This is a genomic window from Yoonia sp. 72, assembly GCF_034652275.1.
Classification (GTDB): Bacteria; Pseudomonadota; Alphaproteobacteria; order Rhodobacterales; family Rhodobacteraceae; genus Yoonia.
Window position 1 is genome coordinate 717,207 of sequence record NZ_JAXIWG010000001.1, and the last position, 17,204, is coordinate 734,410.

Sequence of the window (17,204 nt, forward strand, 5' to 3'; positions counted from 1 at the left end):
CCATTGTCTTGCAAAGACCTTCCCGCCCATCCCTTTGACGACGACAAACTGCGCGAGGAATGCGGCGTCTTCGGTGTCGTGGGTGTCACCGATGCGTCGAACTTTGTGGCCCTTGGCCTGCATGCGCTGCAACATCGCGGACAAGAAGCGGGCGGCATCGTCACCCATGATCCCGCCACAGGGTTCAATCAGGCCCGCCGCATGGGGCTGGTGCGCGACAATTTCACCAACCAGAAAGTCATGGAAACCCTGCCCGGCACCATCGGGATCGGGCATGTGCGCTATTCCACCGCCGGATCGAAAGGCCAGACCGCGATCCGCGACGTGCAGCCGTTCTTTGGCGAATTCTCGATGGGCGGTGCGGCCATCGCGCATAACGGCAATCTGACCAATGCCCGCGCCCTGCGCAAAGAGCTGATCGAACGCGGTTCGATCTTCCAAAGCTCGTCGGACAGCGAATGCATCATCCATCTGATGGCACGCTCCATGGGCCGCAACATCCCCGACCGCATGGAAGAAGCCCTGCGCAAGGTCGAAGGCGCGTTTTCCATCGTTGCCATGACCCGCACGAAACTGATCGGCTGCCGCGACCCGCTGGGCGTGCGCCCGCTGGTGCTGGGGCAATTGGGCGATGGCTGGGTGCTGAGTTCGGAGACCTGCGCGCTCGATATCATCGGGGCCGAGTTCATCCGCGAGATCAAGCCGGGCGAAATGGTCGTCATCACCGAAAAGGGCGTGCAAAGCCATTTCCCCTTCCGCCCTGCCAAGTCGCGGTTCTGTATCTTCGAACATGTCTATTTCAGCCGCCCTGATTCGATACTTGGTGACCGGTCGGTCTATGAAACCCGCGAAAACATCGGCCGCGAGCTGGCCAAAGAGGCCCCTGTCGAGGCTGATCTGGTCTGCCCCGTACCTGACAGCGGCACGCCGGCGGCCATCGGCTACAGCCTGCAATCGGGGATTCCTTACGCGATGGGGATCATCCGCAACCAGTATATGGGCCGGACCTTCATCGAACCCTCCGAGCAGATCCGCAACATGGGCGTGCGGCTGAAACTGAACGTCAACCGTGCGCTGGTGCGCGGCAAGCGGATCATTCTGGTCGATGACAGCGTGGTGCGCGGCACCACCAGCCAAAAGATCAAGGACATGATCCTTGATGCGGGTGCCGCCGAGGTGCATTTCCGCATCGCCAGCCCGCCCACCGCCTGGCCGTGTTTCTACGGGGTCGATACACCACAGCGCGACAAGCTGCTGGCCGCGACCATGACCGAAGAGGAAATGCGCGTGCATATCGGTGTGGACAGCCTGAAATTCATCTCGCTCGACGGGCTTTACCGCGCCGTGGGCCAGAAGAACGGCCGCGACCCTGCCTCGCCTGCCTATTGCGACGCGTGTTTTTCGGGGGAATATCCCGTGGCCCCATCCGACATGATCGAACAGGGGTTCCAGACCAAGACGGCGGCGGAATAACGCCCGTCACGCGGTCTGCGCGGTTTTGACCCCGGCTTTCGGGTTTCATCGGCTTGTGTTCTGTGGCACCCCGACGCCAACAAGAGCAAGCAAAGATGACCCATGTCCCAACCTGACACGTCCCCTGCCGCAGTACAGGCCACCACTCCTGATGCGCTGGCGCTCGACCGGCTGACGCTGATCGGGCTGTTCAGCACCACCGAAGGTCCTGCCGCCCTGCTCCGTGCCGCAGACGGTCAGGTCGCGCGGATTGTGCCGGGGATGCAGACCATGGGGCTGACGGTGACCGCCATCGGCGATACGCAAGTGTTGATCACGGACAGTGCCGGTGTCACCTTTGCCATGCAACTGCCCCCGCGCGACTGATCCCTCTTGACGTGGGCCTGCGTTCGTCGGACAGACGCGCCATGACACAGATTGCTTTGATCACCGGCGCATCGCGCGGCTTGGGCGCGGCCCTTGCCCGCCAATTGGCACCAACCCATCACATCATCGCCGTGGCGAAAACCGTCGGCGCGCTCGAGGAACTCGACGATGCGGTGCAGGCCATTGGCGGGGCTGCGACGCTGGCGCCGATGGATATCACCGTCGATGCCGCCATGCAGCAACTGTGCCGCGGGATTTTCGATCGCTGGGGCAAGCTTGATCTTTGGCTGCACACGGCCGTGCATGCCGCCCCCTTGGCCCCTGCGGGGCACATCGGCCCCAAGGACCTGAGCAAATCCATGACGATCAACGTCGAGGCGACCGCCCGCCTGATCGCCTATGTCAGCCCACTATTGGGCCAGACCGGCAAGGCCGTGTTCTTTGACGACCCACGCGGCGGACAGCAGTTTTTCGGCGCCTATGGCGCAACCAAGGCTGCACAAATCGCTCTGGCGCAAAGCTGGCAGGCGGAATCGGTCAAGACCGGCCCGCGCGTCCAGATCCTGACCCCCGCGCCGATGCCAACCGCGACCCGCGCGCGGTTCTACCCCGGCGAGGACCGCAGCACGCTTGCCGATCCGGCAACAGAGGCGGCCCGTCTATTGCCGCTGATCCTGGGTCACTGATCCGGCGCAGCGATCATGTCGATCAGTCGCAGCACGGCCGTGACCGGATCGTCATCCGTGGTCAGCGACAGATGTTCCAGACCCAGATGGGCGGCATAGATCAGCGCGGCATCCTGCGGCTGTGACGGCCCCATGTCCGCAAGACAGGCGCGCAGGAAATCCATGCGCTGCGCATCCACGCGCATGACGGCCTCGCGCGCGGGGGCATAGGCCTGCGCCCAGCCACGGATTGCGGCATCTTCCCAATAGGTCAGCATCGCGGTTTTCAGATCGGCAAGGTCCTTGAAACGCCATTAGAACGACCCTTCGGTCATCCCCAGATCCGTGGCGATGGGTTCCACCCCCAGCCCCTGCGCACCCTTCGCCACCAAGGCGTGAAAGCCCGCGTCGATCCATTCCTGCCGCCAGAGGCGCTGTGTCTTCTTTGCCATCCGCAAACCATACGCCAGCGTATTGACTGCTGCAATGTGCGGCACCATACGGTTGCGTATAGAAAAATGGAGCCTCGCATGAACTTCCCTCTTATGGTCGCGACCGTCGTGATGGGCCTGACGGTCCTGCTGCATATCTTCGGTGGCGGCCCGCAATATCACGACGCCTATCAGCAGGTGCTGACCTCGCCCGAGCTTGCCGCGATGGCGGCGGTGTTGTGGCATGCGGTGACGGTCTGCCTGATCGTCTTTGCCGTCGCTTTGGCCTGGCTTGCGCGCCACCCGAACAGACCGCTGGCTATCGCCCTTTCGGCCTTGCAATTCGGCTGGGCCGTCTTGTTCGTGTTCTACGGGATCACGATGCTGGGAACGTTGTGGATCATGCCTCAATGGGTGATCTTTTGTGCGATACCGTTGCTGACTCTCTACGGTAGCCGACAACCTCGCACCACATGACCACATGCGCTTGCCGCGCCGCCCCTGCTCGCTTAGGTACGGGCAGGGATAAAAATGGCGGCACATGCGTATTCTGATCACCAATGACGACGGCATCAACGCCCCCGGCCTGCAGGTTCTGACACGGATCGCGCAGGATATCGCAGGCCCGAAAGGCGAGGTCTGGACCGTGGCCCCCGCGTTCGAGCAATCAGGCGTTGGCCATTGCATCAGCTATACCCATCCCACGATGATCGCCGAACTGGCTCCCCGCCGCTTTGCCGCCGAAGGCTCGCCCGCCGATTGCGTGATCGCAGGCATCTATGACGTGATGATCGACGCGCGGCCCGATCTGGTGCTGTCGGGGGTGAACCGCGGCAACAATGCCGCTGAAAACACGCTCTATTCCGGCACGATCGGCGGCGCGATGGAAGCGGCGCTGCAGGGCATTCCCGCCATCGCCCTGTCGCAATACTATGGCCCCCACAACCGCGATCTGGACGATCCTTTCGATGCCGCAGCCACGCATGGTGCCGATGTCATCCGCAAATTGATGGCGCGCGATCTGTGGGATGACGCCGATTACCGGCTGTTCTATAACGTGAATTTCCCCCCCGTTGCCGGATCAGCCGTCAAGGGGATCAAGGCCGCCGCCCAAGGTTTCCGGCGCGGCACGCATTTCTCGGCCGAGGCGCAGACATCACCCAGTGGACGGCGGTTCCTGTGGGTGCGGGGCGGCGCGCAGGATGTGGCGACCGAACCCGGCACTGACGCCGCCGTCAATCTGGACGGCTATATCTCGGTCACGCCGATGCGGGCGGATCTGACCGACCGCGCGATGCTGGCCACCCTGCAAGAGGCGCTGGCGTGAGCTTTGACGCGGATACCAAGATGCAATTCCTCTATGCCCTGCGCAGCAAGGGTGTCACCGATACCCGCGTCCTGACCGCGATGGAACAGGTGGACCGCGCGGCCTTTGTGCGGGGCCTTTTCGCGGACCGCGCCTATGAGGACATGCCGCTGCCCATCGCCTGCGGGCAGACCATATCGCAACCCTCTGTCGTGGGGCTGATGACGCAGGCGTTGCAGGTCAATCCGCGTGACAAGGTGCTCGAGATCGGGACCGGCTCGGGCTATCAGGCCGCGATCCTGAGCAAGCTTGCGCGGCGGGTATATACCATCGACCGCTACCGCAGTCTTGTCGAGGATGCGCGCGCGATCTTCGCCCACCAGCAGATCGCCAATATCACGACCTTCACCGCCGACGGCAGCTTCGGCCTGCCCGATCAGGCCCCGTTCGACCGCATCCTGCTGACCGCCGCCGCCGAGGACCCGCCGGGACCGCTGCTGGCGCAACTGCGCGTGGGCGGCATAATGGTGCTGCCGGTCGGACAATCAGACGCTGTGCAAAGCCTGATCCGCGTGACAAGGCTTGACACCGGCTATGATTACGACGAATTGCGCGCTGTCCGGTTTGTGCCCTTGCTAGAAGGGCTCGGACAAGAGTAAACTGCCACAAAATATGGTATCGTCGAGGGAACAAGCGACGACCCGGCACAAGGAGCGGTAGAATGGCCCAAGGACAAAGCACCATCAGGACGGTACTGCTGGCCGGCGTGGCCTTCACAGCCTTGGCGGCATGCGACACCATGGATTCCGATCTGCGCGATCTGGGTAACGGGTTCAGCACAGCGGGTGCCGTGCAGGAACTGCCCAACCGCCCCCGCCCCGATGATCGTGGCGTGATTTCCTATCCGACCTATCAGGTTGTGGTCGCCCGGCAGGACGATACAATCCGCGGTATCGCCATCCGGCTGGGTCTGGATGCCAACGAGCTTGCACGGTTCAACGGGATCGAACCCGATACGATCCTGCGGCGCGACGAAATCGTAGCCCTGCCAAACCGGCTGCCCGATGGCACCGTCGCGCCCGGTGGGCCTGCGACGCAACAGCCCTTTGATGTGGCCGCTGTTGCGACATCGGCGCTGGACCGTGCGGATGCCGCAGGCGGACCGATCACGGCGTCTGAATTGCCGCCTGCGGGTGGTGGGATCGTGCCTGCGTCAGCCCCCCCCGCCCCTGTCGCCGCGACACCCGCGCCCGGTGCGGAACCGATCCGCCATCAGGTCGCGCGCGGAGAGACCGCGTTTTCGATCTCGCGGCTATACAACGTGCCGGTAACGTCAATCGCGGAATGGAACGGGCTGAATGCGCAGTTCACGATACGTGAAGGCCAGTTCCTGCTGATCCCCCAAGGCGGGGCCGCCCCTCAGCGCACAGCCGCTCCCGCCGTGACCGCACCCGGTGCCGGCAGCGAGACACCCGTCCCGCCAAGTGCCGCCACGCCGCTGCCCGCGCCCCCAGCACCCGTTGCAGCGCCCGCAGCGCCCGATATCGGCACACCTGCCCCACCTCCGCCACCTGCTGCCAGCGCCAGCAGGCTTGCCGCCCCTGTCCAAGGCAGCATCATCCGCGCCTATGCGCCCGGCACCAATGAAGGCGTCGATTTCGGCGTACCAGCGGGCACGGATGTGCGCGCTGCCGATGCTGGCACCGTTGCTGCCGTCACGACCGACACGTCGGGCGGATCCATCGTTGTGATCCGGCACGCGGACGGACTGCTGACGGTCTATACCCAGATGGACAATCTGACTGTGCAGAAGGATGCAAGCGTCAGCCGTGGCCAGGTCATCGGCAAGGTGCGCGCAGGCAACCCGAGCTTTTTGCATTTCGAGGTGCGCCGCGGACTGCAAAGCGTCGATCCGATGGATTTCCTGCCGTAAAGATTACGGCAGGCGCACGCCCTGCCGTCCTGCCAGATCGGTGAAATACTGCCAGGCCACGCGGCCTGACCGGCTCCCGCGCGTCGCCTGCCATTCGATCGCCTCGGCGCGCAGGGTGGCATCGTCGATGGTCACGCCATAAGCATCGCAATAGCCGCGGATCATCGCGAGGTATTCATCCTGATCGCAGGGATGAAACCCGAGCCACAGCCCGAACCTGTCCGATAGCGACACTTTTTCCTCGACCGCCTCGGAGGGCGAAATGGCACTCGAACGTTCGTTCTCGATCATGTCGCGCGGCATCAGGTGACGGCGGTTCGATGTGGCGTAAAGCACCACGTTGTCGGGCCGCCCTTCGATCCCGCCATCCAACACCGCCTTGAGCGACTTGTAATGCGCATCGTCATGGCCAAACGACAGATCATCACAGAACAGGATGAACCGCGCGTCGGATTTGCGCAGCAGGTTCAGGCAGCGGTTGATGCTGGGCAGATCCTCGCGCTGGACCTCGACCAGTTTCAGCGCCGGATGATCCGCCTGAACAGCGCCGTGGATCGCCTTGACAAGGCTCGATTTCCCCATGCCCCGCGCGCCCCAGAGAAGGGCGTTGTTCGCAGGCAAACCCGCCGCAAAGCGCTGGGTATTGGCCAGCAGCGTATCGCGCGACCGGTTCACGCCGACCAGCAGCGCCACGTCGATCCGGTTGATCCGCGCTACGGGTTCCAGCCGGTCAGGCTGCGTATGCCAGACAAAGGCCGCAGCGGCGCCGAAATCGGGTGCTTTCTGCGGCGCGGGATGCATCCGTTCCAGCGCGCGGGCGATCCGTTTCAGCGTGTCCTTGGTCATGCCTTTGGCTCGTCGTCCATCGCGGCATCGCCGTGCAGGTCGTCATCCCACAGCCCTTCGGCGCGCAGCTTTGCCTCGCGCTTGCGCTCGACGCGGGCGACCAGCTGGATCGACACCTCGTAAAGACCGTAGACCACCACGAACAGGATGACCTGCGAAATCACATCCGGCGGTGTCGCAAGGGCCGCAACGATCAGGATGCCGACGACCGCATATTTACGTGTTGCCCGCAGACCGCGTGCCGAAACCAGCCCCGCCTTGCCCATCAGCGTAAGCAGGACCGGCAACTGAAAGCACAGACCGAAGGCCACGATGAACTTGATCGTCAGGCTCAGATAGGCCTTGGCCGAACCTTGGAACAGGATACCTGCCGCCTGCGTGCTGCCTTCGGTGCCCGTCATCAGGGTGCCGGGTTGCTGGAAGCCAAGGAAGAACCCAAAGGCCAGCGGCGTAATGATGTAATAGGCAAAGGCCGCGCCCAGAAAGAACATGAACGGCGAGGCGACAAGAAACGGCAAGAACGCCCCTTGTTCGCTTTTGTAAAGCCCGGGCGCCACAAAGCGCCACAACTGGTAGGAAATGATCGGAAAACCTAAAATCAAGCCGCCCAGAAGCGAGATCGAAATCGCGACGAAGAAGCCTTCTTCGAGCGCGATGAACTGCAAATCACACGACTGGTCGCGCGCGACCAGCGCGTCGCACAAAGGCAGCGTCAAGAAGTTGAACAACGGGTTCCACATCGTGAAGCTGATGATCATGCCGACGATAAAGGCCAGCACCGACCGGATCAGCCGGGTACGCAGTTCCGCCAGATGTTCGATCAACGGGGCGGAACTGTCGTCGATCTCGTCAGGGTGGCTCATGCCTTGTCCTCGGGTTTGTCAGCCACGGGTTTGGGAGGGGCGGCCTTGCGCGGCGCCGGCTTTTTCGCAGGTGCCTTAGCTGTTTCCGGCTTGGCAGGGGCGGCTTTGACAGCGGCGCGGGCCGCTGTTTCAGCTTGGGTCTTGGCCAGATCATCCGTCATTTTGGCCTTGGCGGCCTTGCGCTGTGCCGCCAGTTCCTGCGTCGCCGGTCCTTTGGAAAAGCTTGTGGCATCCTTCAGCGCGTCTGCACCGAATTTCTTGGGATCGGACGCAGCACGGATCGTGTTGGACATTTCCTTGATCCCGGATTCGTCTGCGGCCGCTTCCATCGCACGGGAAAATTCGCGCGCCATACCACGGGCCTTGCCGGTGAACTGGCCCAAGGCACGGAACATGCCGGGCAGGTCCTTTGGCCCGATCACGATCAGGGCCACGATGCCGATCAGCACCATTTCGCTCATGCCGAGACCAAACATGGCTGGCTATCCCTTCGGGGTGTTGATCAGACTTTGTCTTTGGTTTTTTCGTCTTCGGGCGTCACGTCGCGTGCCTCGGCAAGACTGTCGTCGAGTTCTTTCTTGCTGTCATCGACGCCGCGCTTGAAGGCGGTAATACCTTTGCCAACCTCGCCCATGAGGCTGGAAATCTTGCCGCGCCCGAACAGGACCAGCACGACAACGGCGATCAAAATAAGGCCGGGAAGGCCGATGTTATTGAGCATGTCTCTCTCCTCTGGCGGGATGCGCCTATATCTGTGTCCCCATCATCTATGCCGATAGAACGCCCGAGGAAAGGGATCATTCCAAAGATTTGTTCCTGCCTCGCCCCTTTTTTCTATGACAATTTGCCAATTTGTGCCAAAAAACTGTCAGTTGCCAGAAAACTGGCAAAATCACGCCGACCAACAGGGAATCATCATGCGCCGTGCCGACAGACTGATGCAGCTGGTCCAGATCCTGCGCGATGGCAGCCTGCACCGTGCGCAGGACCTTGCAGATGCAGTGGGCGTATCGTTGCGCAGCATCTACCGCGATATGGAAACGCTCGCCGCCTCGGGCGTGCCGATTTCGGGCGAACGCGGGGTCGGCTATCATGTGACGGCGGCGATCACCCTGCCCCCGTTGAACCTGACCCTGACCGAGGTCGAGGCACTGCATCTGGGCCTGTCCGCCGTGGGCGAAGCCGAGGATGCAGACCTAGCGCAAGCCGCGCGCCAGCTTTTGGCGAAACTGGATGCGGTGATGCCCGAAAACCCCGCCAGCACGCCCGTGCAGGGGTTCGCAATCTACCCCTTTGCGGATGCCGCGCGCGGGTTCCAGCACCTGCCCCGCCTGCGGCAGGCCGTGCGCACACGCCAGAAACTGGAACTGACCTTGCAAGGCGAGGTCCGCACCGTGCGCCCGTTGCAGCTGGATTACTGGGGGCGGCTGTGGACCTGCGTCGTCTGGTGCGAAAAACGGCGTGATTTCGACGTGATCCGCGTGGATCAGGTGACCGCCCTGCGCGTCTTGCCCAGCCTTTTCGTGGCCGAAGCGGGCAAATCGCTGGATGATTACAAGGCGCGCCGGAAAGACGGCGACAGCCAGTCCGCAACAGCCCCCAGCGGGCGGAAATAGGCGACCTTGCGGCATTGATCGGTGATCGCCGCATCCCAAGGTGCCACACCGTGCAGCAGGTGCCGGTCAAGGATCACGACCTGCCCTGGCAGCGCCGTCACCGCAACCTGCGGGCAGGTGGCAAATACCCGGCGTCGCGCCTCTTGATAGGTGGCGGCGACATCGACATCGCCCCATGCCTCAGGCGGCACGCCGTGATAGCAGGCAGCAAAGGCTGCGCGCATCACGGCATGACTGCCCGCCCAGACGACCAGCGGACTTGCCGCACTGGCATTCAGCGGCAGGCCGAGGATAAAGGCGTGCGGTTCGCGCAAATGGCGGCGCTGTGGGGTGCCTTCGGCATGCAGCCCGTCAACATGCGCGGCGCAGCGGGTCACGCGATAGGCATGGGCCGCATCGGTGTCGCCCGCATCCTGCGCGGGATAGCCCGGAAACACGACCGACAGCTGTGCGCGGTGCCAGTGGTCGGGCAGTGGCACCAGATCGCGCCATGCGCCGCCAAGCGGGACACCATCCACCGACCCGTCGGGTGCATTGTCCAGCGCATCGACACCCACGCACCATGTCCCGCCATGGCGCAACGGCGGGCCGTTTTGCAGCATCCGGTCGCAGGCAGCATTGGCAGCAGCGGCCCAACGTGCGACCGCCGGATCATGGGGCAGCACAGCGAACCCGTCGCGGTGCAGAGCCTGTGTCACCAGCCGACAGCCTTGCGCAGCATGTTCAGCGCCACAAGGATCAGGAACACGCCAAAGATGCGTTTCAGCGGGCCGGGGTCCATCCGGTGCGCCAGTGCCGCCCCCCAAGGGGCCGTGATCAGCGTCATCGCGATGACCAGTACAAAGGCCACAAGGTTGATCGCCCCGATTGTGAAAGGCGGGGCAACCGCCATGTCAACAAACAGGAAGCCTGCGACAGATGGCACCGCGATGATGACGCCAAAGCCCGCCGCCGTCGCCACCGCGCGGTGAATCGGCACGTTGAACAGGGTCATCGTCGGCACGCCGAACGACCCGCCCCCGATGCCCATCAGCACCGACAAAAACCCGATCATCGGCGACAGGACCGCACGCAGCACGCCGCCCGGCATGAAAGCACCCAACCGCCAGTGGCTTTTGCCAAAGGTCATGTAGATCGCGACGATCGCCGCCAGAATCCCGAAGATCGCCTGCAAGGTCCCAGACCGCAGGGACGACGCCACCAGCACCCCGATCACCGCGCCAATGGCGATCCCGGGGGCCCATGTCTTGAGGATCGCCCAATCCACGGCCCCCTTGCGCTGATGGGCGAGCATGGACCGCGCCGAGGTCACGATGATCGTGGCCAGTGAGGTTGCCAGACACATCTGCATCAGCTGCGGGCTATCAAAGCCCAGCGCCGAAAAGACGTAGAAAAAAGCAGGCACCAGCACGATGCCCCCACCGACGCCCAGCAATCCGGCCAGAACCCCCGCAAAGGCCCCGATCACCAGCAGGAACACGGCCATCTGGACCAACAACATCGTCTCGGGCATTGCGCGCTCTCCCGCCTGATTTGGCGCTATCGCTACACCCCGCTTTGGGGAATGACCAGAGGTCAGGCGGCCTCTTGCGTCACATGCGCAAGCGCTGCCAGCACGGTCTGCGGCCCTGCCCCGTCCTGATGCGCATGTTCGGACAAATGCCGCCGCCACGCCTTGGCACCCGGACGCCCTTGGAACATGCCCAGCATATGCCGCGTGACCTGCCCCAACCGCCCGCCGTTTTGCAGATGGTCCGCAATATAGGGCAGCATCAGATGCACGACCTCTTCGGCACTGCGCCCCATAGGGTTGCCGTAGATGCGGGCATCGGCGTCAAGCAGGATATCGCAAGGCGTATGATAGGCCGCGCGCCCTATCATCACGCCATCAAGCCCCCGATCAAGGAATTCCTGCGCCTGATCCAGCGATGTGATCCCGCCATTCACTGACAGGTGCAGATGCGGAAACAGCGCCTTCATCGCGATCGCAAGGTCGTAGTCGAGCGGTGGAACATCGCGGTTTTCCTTGGGGCTGAGCCCCTGCAACCACGCCTTACGCGCATGAATCGAAAAACGGTCCACCCCCGCCGCCGAGACGCGCGCGATGAAATCGGGCAGCACGTCCTCTGGCGTCTGGTCATCCACTCCGATCCGGCATTTGACGGTTACAGGAATATCGACCGCCGCGATCATGGCCGCCACACAATCGGCAACAAGGGCGGGATTTTCCATCAGGACGGCCCCGAAGAACCCCGATTGCACGCGGTCGGACGGGCAGCCGCAGTTCAGATTCACCTCGTCATAGCCCATATCCACCGCGATCCGCGCCGCCTGCGCAAGCAACGCAGGATCGGACCCCCCGAGTTGCAGCGCCACGGGATGTTCCGCCGGATGATACCCGATAAGCCGGTCACGATCCCCGTGGATCACGGCAGGTGCCGTGACCATTTCGGAATAAAGGAGCACATGACGCGACATCAGCCGATGCAGATAGCGGCAATGACGATCGGTCCAATCCATCATGGGTGCCACAGACAGGCGCGCGGCTTTTGTGGCTGCATCATATGGCATGCAATACTCTCTCCTCGGGGTCGGTCGTATTCGTAACCGTCCTGCACGGCGTATCATATACGCACGACACCTGGTCTGCCAGCCTGCCAAGACGCGCTGTGATCCTCTGCATGGGCAACAAACGGTCAGGGTCCGCGCACCGCGTATTTGCCAGAAATTCAGTCGACCAAATGGGTCTGCCATCCATTTCAAAAGCCAATCCGCAGGGTGCGATTTTTCAGGCTCAGTCATGTCCGAAAGACCAGATCGTCGCTTTATCTGCTTTCACAAGCACAGCATCCGCAGTAGGCATCCCAATCTTTGACCGTCTGGAACACGTCATGGCGCAAAATGCCACCATCTACAAAGTTGAACTTTCCGTCTCTGACATGGATCGTCACTATTACGAGACCCATAAACTGACGGTTGCCAAGCATCCTTCAGAGACGGATGAACGGCTGATGGTGCGCCTTGTCGCTTATGCACTGAATGCGCATGAGCATCTGGAAATGACCAAGGGCCTGTCCACCGACGACGAGCCCGACATCTGGCAAAAAAGCCTGAGCGGAGAACTTGACGTCTGGGTGGCGCTGGGGCTTCCCAGCGAAAAAGTGGTCCGGCAATCCTGTGGCAAAGCCAAAAAAGTGGTTGTCTATGCTTACGGAGGCAGACCAGCCGAGATGTGGTGGGACAAGATCAAAAACAGCGTCACCCGATTTGACAATCTGCAAGTCAGCGGTTTTTCCGAAACAGACACAGGCGCGCTGGCGCAACTGGCAAGCCGCGCGATGAAGCTGCAGATCAATATACAAGACGACGAAGTGATGGTCGGTCTTGGTGACAGCATCGTCTACCTGACCCCGCTGGCGTGGAAGACGTCGGCGTAACACACAGGTCTGCGCGCCAAGATGATGGCTTGCGCCTGACCCGTGGTCTTGCGCCTCCTCGCTGGAGCGCGCCCTAACGCACAACTAACGGTAGTTGATTCACAAAGGGCCCTGAGACAGTATCAGGGCACTTCGGCAGTTCATGTACCTTTATCGCAACCTGGGGCCCGACGGGGGCAAGACGAGCAGTGCAGCGCATCGTCCTTTGCCGGATCGGTCGGTGTCTTCCTCCAGGCTTGGGGAGTGTGGTCCTATGGCGTCTTCGTCACCATCAAAACCGCTGTTACATCTGTATCTGATCGGCCCGATGCGCATCACCGACGCCGATGGCCGCAAGATCGTCATCCGTGGTCGCAAGGCGCTGGCGCTTCTGGCGCTGACGGCGCTGGGGCCACAGATGCAACGCAGCCGCGCATGGCTGCGCGACAAACTCTGGAGCGGATCGGACGAAATCCGTGCGGCCACATCGTTGCGCCAATCGCTTTTCGAATTGCGCCGCGATCTGGGCGCTCTTGGCGAACAGGTGCTTGAGATTACCGCGGATGCCATCGCCCTTGATCCGGCACGGGTCTGGGTGGACCAGATCGCACTGGCGGGCGATGCCGCGCTGTTTCGCAGGCTGGGCCTGACCGAGGACAGCGACCTGCTTGAAGGCTTCGACATCAACGATCCCGAATTCGAGGATTGGCTGCAAGCGGCGCGGATGCAATGGGCCGATCAGGCCGAAGACCTTGCCGCTTGCCAGCCCGCGCGACTGATGCCGTCGACCAGCGCATCGCATGACCCCGTCCGGCTGGCGCTTTTGCGCAGCGTCACCCACGGCGGCGACGAACTGACAGCGCATCTGTCGGACCATCTGATCGAGCGCTTCAGCGACAACCTGTGCGAGATCATGCCCCTGCGGGTCCATGACCTGCGCCATGCCGCAGCCCCGATCGAGGAACTGGCCCAAGCCGCCGAAGCGCAGTTCTTTTGCCGGATGCGCGTGCTTTGCGTGGGCAAATCGGTCACGCTGACCTTCTTGCTGTATCGGGCCGCTGAACTGACGCTGGAATGGAGCCAGTCGATCCAGTGCAGCATCGACGAATTGCGCAACGGGGACTCGCTGGTGCTGCTGGGGTTTGTGGCGCAAAACGTGGACCGCAGCGCAAAGACACTGGCCGCCGCCAGCGCGCTTTCCGCCACGCCCATGCCCTCGCAGATGGCGGGATATGCGGCGATGAACCTGATTTTCCGTCTGGACGATGGCGCATTGGACAAGGCGTTGGCGCTGTTGGCACGCGCCAGCGGCGATCCGGCAAACAGCACGCCTGGACATTCGGTGTTTCACGCCTTGCGCGCCTATACCGCCTCTTTTGCTGTGGGCGAGAATCTGGGCGTTCTTGGCCAGCAGGATCGCGCCAAGCTGCGGCAGGAAATCACCACGGCGCTGTCCGAAAACCCGTTCAATGCGGTGGCGCTGGCCTGCTACGGCCATGTGCTGGGCTATGTGTTTCATGAACATGCGCTGGCGGGCAAAGTGCTGGAACGTGCGGTGGCGCAAAACCCCTCGCAGGCGTTTGCATGGGATCATCTGGCGCTGCACAAGCTCTATTGCGGCCAGTATGATACGGCGCTGCGCTATGCGCAAAAGGCGACCCAACTCGGCGCTTATAGCCCGCTGTCGTATAGCTATGACACTACGCTTGCGATGACCGCGACCCTAGCGGGCGATTTCGGCCGTGCGACGCAGGCAGGCCAGAGTGCGGTGCAAAAACAGCCCCGGTTCAAGGCCGCGCTGCGCTATCTGATGGTCGCGCAAGCAGCCACGGGGCGGCGCGATGCGGCCGAACAGACCCGCGACCGGCTTTTGCTGGTCGACCCCGAATTCATCCAGCCCGACGTGCGGTTGATGCGTTTTGGCATCCGCGACGCCAAGTCCGGGCACCCGCTTTTGTCCCATTTAAAAAACCTGATGGAGTAATGCCGAAATGGCCGATTTTTCGATCCTGCGATCTTTTTCTTTCATGGTCAGCGCCGATGATCTCGACCTTGTCGAACGCGAACAGATGCCGCTGGCAAGCGCGATGTCGGCTATGTCCGCGATGTCGGTCATGTCGGCGCGCACCGCGCTGAACCGCAATCGCAACAGGAACCGCAACCGGAACAGAAATCGCAACAGGAACCGTAACCGTAACCGCAACGACACCGCCAACGCAGCGGCGACTGGTGGTATTCTGGAACCCTGGGAAGAACGCGCCGCGCTTTACGCCCTGCGCGATGAATGGATGAACCTACCTCTGGCGCTACCGCCGTCCTTGCCCGAACTGCGCACACAGGCCGTGGAACTGCTGCATAAACAGGTGCTGCTGGCGCAGGCCCCGCATGCGATCCGCCGTGAGGAGATCCTGATCGAGGCCGAACTGGAACTGTCGCGCTATCTGCGGCCTTACGGCATCGAAACCCATGGCGGCTATGATGCGACGATCGCGCTGATGCTGACCGTTCTGGCGCTGACCGACGAGATCGGGCTTTATTACAAGGCCCGCTGGAACGTGCCACGGCCCAATCAGGTCGAACCACGGTTGCGCCCGTTCCTGCCCGCGCCCGCCCATGCAAGCTACCCCAGCAACCACGCGTTTCAATCTTTCGCCGTGGCTTTTGTGATGTCGCGGATCATTCCCGAACATCCTGGCAGCAGTGAATTGTTCCAATCCGCGCGCCGGATCGCGGAAAACCGTGAATGGGCGGGGGTGCATTACGCCTGCGATACTGCGGCGGGTCACAGCCTTGCGCGAATGATCCTGCCGGTTCTGGAAAAGGTGCTGGAGCGGCAGATGCTGGCCGCGCAGGCCGAATGGTTGTGAAAAGGAGACTGCAAATGACCGAGACACGCTATGACAGCCTGTGGCATCTGGTAGCACTGGGGGTGCTGACACCCGACCATGACCCCGACGGCTGGTGGCCGGATGATGTGACGCGGCCCTCGCGGGTGGTGATGATCGACACTTCGGTGGCGATGGACCATCCCAATCTGCAAGGCGCGATCAACCGCGATCTGGCATTCGATCTGTTTTCGACACGGCTTGGCGCTTTTGCCGGCCTGCGCGACGCGGACCGGATCGGCGATCTGAGCTTTGGCAATGCCACGGCGCTGGTCGCGGGCTTGCCCGGCTGCGAAGCGCTGCTGGCGGAACTGATGCAGCGCCTGTGCCCCGACCAGCCGCCTTTGGTCGACGGGGTGCAACCGGCCACCGGCCCGGTGTTTTCCGCCCATGGTACGGCTATCGCCGGGCTGATCGGCGCGCGTCCCGCGGTCGTCGACCGCGCCGCCGCGCATCTGGAGGATGATGACGATCCGACAGTCCCGCTGCCCTATTGCGGGATCGATCCGACCTGCGAGATCGTGCCCGTTTCGACCAATTTCGACGATGATCCCGAACAGCTGATCCTTGCCTTTCTCTATGCCGATCTGGTGCGGGCGGATGTGATCGTGCTGCCCCGCGGGATCCCCGACCCGTTCCGGCGCACACCCGAACTGTTTGCGACCGACCTTGGCAGCGCAACTTTGGGGCAGATGGTTCTGCCTTGCCCTGTGCCGGACCGCGACCGCGCGCTTTGGGCGGAACTGGCGGAACTGATTGTCAAACTGTCCTTGCGCCGCCCCATCGTCTGCGCCGCCGGCAACGAGAACGAGGACTACGGTATCTATCCTGCCAGCCTCGCCTCTGACGACAATGGCGTGATCGCGGTGGGCGCGGTCAATGCCAAAGGCTGGCCTTGCAGCTATTCGCCCGGATCGGGGCTGACGGTCTGGGCCCCCAGCAGCGACGGCACCCGTTTTGACAGCGCCGAAGTGCGACTGGACCCCACAGAGTCGCGGTATGACGACCACGGGATACCGGCCACCCATCAGAATGCCCGCTTTTCGCATTATCAGATCATCTCGACCGATGTGCCGGGGCAAGGGGGCTATGCCGCCTCGCCTTATACCGGGCCGGAACCGGAGGATGGTGTGCGCGAATACGGATCCTATTTCTGCCGCTTTGGCGGCACATCGGCGGCGTCTGCGATTGTCGCAGGGCTGATTTCGCTGGCGCGCGGACTGGGCCAGATCGCTGGCAACGCCGACGGGGTCGAGGCGAAGGCATGGCTCTTGGCGCAGGCACAGGCACCCAACCCCGCCTATCCCAACCTGCTGGTGCCCAGCCTTGGCGGGCGCGGCTATCAGGCGGTGGGCCAATAACCAAAGGCCGGACAGTCACCTGTCCGGCCTTTTTGCGCAATAG

The 17,204-nt window shown here is 62.6% G+C and carries 21 protein-coding genes; 12 read left to right on the forward strand and 9 right to left on the reverse strand.

Features of this window, described 5'->3' with window-relative positions; translation table 11 throughout:
• Nucleotides 1–3: 3 nt before the first annotated feature.
• The 3 genes from purF to VCK47_RS03740 all read left to right on the forward strand — a co-directional run bounded on the left by purF (nt 4) and on the right by VCK47_RS03740 (nt 2,525).
• Nucleotides 4–1,473, forward strand: a complete 1,470-nt coding sequence (purF, locus tag VCK47_RS03730) for an amidophosphoribosyltransferase (RefSeq protein ID WP_322889376.1) — start codon at nt 4–6, stop codon at nt 1,471–1,473.
• A 102-nt stretch (nt 1,474–1,575) separates the two neighbouring features.
• Nucleotides 1,576–1,839 carry a hypothetical protein gene (locus VCK47_RS03735; protein ID WP_322889377.1) on the forward strand — a complete coding sequence of 88 codons (264 nt, stop codon included), beginning with the start codon at nt 1,576–1,578 and terminating at the stop codon, nt 1,837–1,839.
• 41 nt (nt 1,840–1,880) lie between these two features.
• Nucleotides 1,881–2,525, forward strand: coding sequence for an SDR family NAD(P)-dependent oxidoreductase (locus VCK47_RS03740; protein WP_322889378.1), 645 nt, complete (start codon nt 1,881–1,883; stop codon nt 2,523–2,525).
• Here VCK47_RS03740 and VCK47_RS03745 read toward each other — a convergent pair.
• Together VCK47_RS03745 and VCK47_RS03750 are read right to left on the reverse strand one after the other, a co-directional pair.
• The gene (locus VCK47_RS03745; RefSeq protein WP_322889379.1) at nt 2,519–2,782 is read right to left on the reverse strand and encodes a hypothetical protein; all 264 of its coding nucleotides are present in this window, start codon (nt 2,780–2,782) and stop codon (nt 2,519–2,521) included. The genes VCK47_RS03740 and VCK47_RS03745 overlap by 7 nt on opposite strands.
• Nucleotides 2,783–2,818: 36 nt before the next feature.
• Nucleotides 2,819–2,956, reverse strand: a complete 138-nt coding sequence (locus tag VCK47_RS03750; protein ID WP_322889380.1) for a hypothetical protein — start codon at nt 2,954–2,956, stop codon at nt 2,819–2,821.
• Between the two features lie 78 nt (nt 2,957–3,034).
• Here VCK47_RS03750 and VCK47_RS03755 point away from each other — a divergent pair, with 78 nt between their 5' ends.
• From VCK47_RS03755 to VCK47_RS03770, 4 genes are all read left to right on the forward strand, one after another.
• A complete protein-coding gene (locus tag VCK47_RS03755) occupies nt 3,035–3,412 on the forward strand; it encodes a hypothetical protein (protein WP_322889381.1) in 378 nt (125 codons plus the stop codon).
• Nucleotides 3,413–3,476: 64 nt separating this feature from the next.
• The gene (gene surE / locus VCK47_RS03760; protein WP_322889382.1) at nt 3,477–4,262 is read left to right on the forward strand and encodes a 5'/3'-nucleotidase SurE; all 786 of its coding nucleotides are present in this window, start codon (nt 3,477–3,479) and stop codon (nt 4,260–4,262) included.
• Nucleotides 4,259–4,900: a protein-L-isoaspartate(D-aspartate) O-methyltransferase gene (locus VCK47_RS03765; protein ID WP_322889383.1), complete on the forward strand. Its 642-nt coding sequence runs from the start codon at nt 4,259–4,261 to the stop codon at nt 4,898–4,900. The genes surE and VCK47_RS03765 overlap by 4 nt, the downstream gene beginning before the upstream one ends.
• 62 nt (nt 4,901–4,962) lie before the next feature.
• The gene (locus VCK47_RS03770) at nt 4,963–6,174 is read left to right on the forward strand and encodes a LysM peptidoglycan-binding domain-containing M23 family metallopeptidase (RefSeq protein ID WP_322889384.1); all 1,212 of its coding nucleotides are present in this window, start codon (nt 4,963–4,965) and stop codon (nt 6,172–6,174) included.
• Between the two features lie 3 nt (nt 6,175–6,177).
• On the opposite strand, the gene VCK47_RS03775 is transcribed toward VCK47_RS03770, so the two are convergent.
• From VCK47_RS03775 to VCK47_RS03790, 4 genes are read right to left on the reverse strand one after another with little or no spacing between them, the layout of a single operon-like run.
• Nucleotides 6,178–7,020 carry an ATP-binding protein gene (locus tag VCK47_RS03775; protein ID WP_322889385.1) on the reverse strand — a complete coding sequence of 281 codons (843 nt, stop codon included), beginning with the start codon at nt 7,018–7,020 and terminating at the stop codon, nt 6,178–6,180.
• Nucleotides 7,017–7,883 (reverse strand): twin-arginine translocase subunit TatC, encoded by an 867-nt coding sequence (gene tatC, locus VCK47_RS03780; RefSeq protein WP_322889386.1) that lies wholly within the window; start codon nt 7,881–7,883, stop codon nt 7,017–7,019. Before tatC ends, VCK47_RS03775 begins: the two co-directional genes overlap by 4 nt.
• The gene (gene tatB, locus VCK47_RS03785; protein WP_322889387.1) at nt 7,880–8,359 is read right to left on the reverse strand and encodes a Sec-independent protein translocase protein TatB; all 480 of its coding nucleotides are present in this window, start codon (nt 8,357–8,359) and stop codon (nt 7,880–7,882) included. Before tatB ends, tatC begins: the two co-directional genes overlap by 4 nt.
• A 26-nt stretch (nt 8,360–8,385) precedes the next feature.
• The gene (locus tag VCK47_RS03790; protein ID WP_322889388.1) at nt 8,386–8,604 is read right to left on the reverse strand and encodes a twin-arginine translocase TatA/TatE family subunit; all 219 of its coding nucleotides are present in this window, start codon (nt 8,602–8,604) and stop codon (nt 8,386–8,388) included.
• Between the two features lie 196 nt (nt 8,605–8,800).
• Between VCK47_RS03790 and VCK47_RS03795 the strand changes: the two genes are divergently transcribed.
• The gene (locus VCK47_RS03795) at nt 8,801–9,499 is read left to right on the forward strand and encodes a helix-turn-helix transcriptional regulator (RefSeq protein WP_322889389.1); all 699 of its coding nucleotides are present in this window, start codon (nt 8,801–8,803) and stop codon (nt 9,497–9,499) included.
• Here the strand turns inward: VCK47_RS03795 and VCK47_RS03800 are convergent.
• The 3 genes from VCK47_RS03800 to dusA form a co-directional block, all read right to left on the reverse strand.
• The gene (locus tag VCK47_RS03800) at nt 9,436–10,197 is read right to left on the reverse strand and encodes a hypothetical protein (RefSeq protein ID WP_322889390.1); all 762 of its coding nucleotides are present in this window, start codon (nt 10,195–10,197) and stop codon (nt 9,436–9,438) included. The two genes, VCK47_RS03795 and VCK47_RS03800, sit on opposite strands and share 64 nt — an antisense overlap.
• Nucleotides 10,194–11,012: a sulfite exporter TauE/SafE family protein gene (locus VCK47_RS03805; RefSeq protein ID WP_322889391.1), complete on the reverse strand. Its 819-nt coding sequence runs from the start codon at nt 11,010–11,012 to the stop codon at nt 10,194–10,196. Before VCK47_RS03805 ends, VCK47_RS03800 begins: the two co-directional genes overlap by 4 nt.
• A gap of 62 nt (nt 11,013–11,074) precedes the next feature.
• Nucleotides 11,075–12,070 carry a tRNA dihydrouridine(20/20a) synthase DusA gene (gene dusA / locus VCK47_RS03810; protein ID WP_322889392.1) on the reverse strand — a complete coding sequence of 332 codons (996 nt, stop codon included), beginning with the start codon at nt 12,068–12,070 and terminating at the stop codon, nt 11,075–11,077.
• A 320-nt stretch (nt 12,071–12,390) separates the two neighbouring features.
• Between dusA and VCK47_RS03815 the strand changes: the two genes are divergently transcribed.
• The 4 genes from VCK47_RS03815 (at nt 12,391) to VCK47_RS03830 (ending at nt 17,161) form a co-directional block, all read left to right on the forward strand.
• Nucleotides 12,391–12,936, forward strand: coding sequence for a YaeQ family protein (locus VCK47_RS03815; protein WP_322890017.1), 546 nt, complete (start codon nt 12,391–12,393; stop codon nt 12,934–12,936).
• A gap of 307 nt (nt 12,937–13,243) precedes the next feature.
• Nucleotides 13,244–14,899, forward strand: coding sequence for a transcriptional regulator (locus VCK47_RS03820; RefSeq protein ID WP_322889393.1), 1,656 nt, complete (start codon nt 13,244–13,246; stop codon nt 14,897–14,899).
• A gap of 7 nt (nt 14,900–14,906) precedes the next feature.
• A complete protein-coding gene (locus tag VCK47_RS03825; RefSeq protein ID WP_322889394.1) occupies nt 14,907–15,782 on the forward strand; it encodes a phosphatase PAP2 family protein in 876 nt (291 codons plus the stop codon).
• A 14-nt stretch (nt 15,783–15,796) separates the two neighbouring features.
• Complete coding sequence (locus VCK47_RS03830; RefSeq protein ID WP_322889395.1) at nt 15,797–17,161, forward strand: S8/S53 family peptidase; 1,365 nt, start codon at nt 15,797–15,799, stop codon at nt 17,159–17,161.
• The last annotated feature ends 43 nt before the right edge of the window (nt 17,162–17,204 follow it).

Excerpts from the sequence above, each read along its gene's own strand:
- VCK47_RS03790 (WP_322889388.1), bottom strand. The coding sequence starts at position 8,604 with ATGCTCAATAACATCGGCCTTCCCGGCCTTATTTTGATCGCCGTTGTC.
- VCK47_RS03735 (WP_322889377.1), top strand. The coding sequence starts at position 1,576 with ATGTCCCAACCTGACACGTCCCCTGCCGCAGTACAGGCCACCACTCCT.
- tatB (WP_322889387.1), bottom strand. The coding sequence starts at position 8,359 with ATGTTTGGTCTCGGCATGAGCGAAATGGTGCTGATCGGCATCGTGGCC.
- VCK47_RS03755 (WP_322889381.1), top strand. The coding sequence starts at position 3,035 with ATGAACTTCCCTCTTATGGTCGCGACCGTCGTGATGGGCCTGACGGTC.
- VCK47_RS03740 (WP_322889378.1), top strand. The coding sequence starts at position 1,881 with ATGACACAGATTGCTTTGATCACCGGCGCATCGCGCGGCTTGGGCGCG.
- VCK47_RS03820 (WP_322889393.1), top strand. The coding sequence starts at position 13,244 with ATGCGCATCACCGACGCCGATGGCCGCAAGATCGTCATCCGTGGTCGC.
- VCK47_RS03775 (WP_322889385.1), bottom strand. The coding sequence starts at position 7,020 with ATGACCAAGGACACGCTGAAACGGATCGCCCGCGCGCTGGAACGGATG.
- VCK47_RS03745 (WP_322889379.1), bottom strand. The coding sequence starts at position 2,782 with ATGCTGACCTATTGGGAAGATGCCGCAATCCGTGGCTGGGCGCAGGCC.
- VCK47_RS03825 (WP_322889394.1), top strand. The coding sequence starts at position 14,907 with ATGGCCGATTTTTCGATCCTGCGATCTTTTTCTTTCATGGTCAGCGCC.
- VCK47_RS03795 (WP_322889389.1), top strand. The coding sequence starts at position 8,801 with ATGCGCCGTGCCGACAGACTGATGCAGCTGGTCCAGATCCTGCGCGAT.
- VCK47_RS03750 (WP_322889380.1), bottom strand. The coding sequence starts at position 2,956 with ATGGCAAAGAAGACACAGCGCCTCTGGCGGCAGGAATGGATCGACGCG.
- VCK47_RS03830 (WP_322889395.1), top strand. The coding sequence starts at position 15,797 with ATGACCGAGACACGCTATGACAGCCTGTGGCATCTGGTAGCACTGGGG.
- VCK47_RS03815 (WP_322890017.1), top strand. The coding sequence starts at position 12,391 with ATGGCGCAAAATGCCACCATCTACAAAGTTGAACTTTCCGTCTCTGAC.
- tatC (WP_322889386.1), bottom strand. The coding sequence starts at position 7,883 with ATGAGCCACCCTGACGAGATCGACGACAGTTCCGCCCCGTTGATCGAA.
- VCK47_RS03770 (WP_322889384.1), top strand. The coding sequence starts at position 4,963 with ATGGCCCAAGGACAAAGCACCATCAGGACGGTACTGCTGGCCGGCGTG.
- VCK47_RS03805 (WP_322889391.1), bottom strand. The coding sequence starts at position 11,012 with ATGCCCGAGACGATGTTGTTGGTCCAGATGGCCGTGTTCCTGCTGGTG.
- dusA (WP_322889392.1), bottom strand. The coding sequence starts at position 12,070 with ATGCCATATGATGCAGCCACAAAAGCCGCGCGCCTGTCTGTGGCACCC.
- surE (WP_322889382.1), top strand. The coding sequence starts at position 3,477 with ATGCGTATTCTGATCACCAATGACGACGGCATCAACGCCCCCGGCCTG.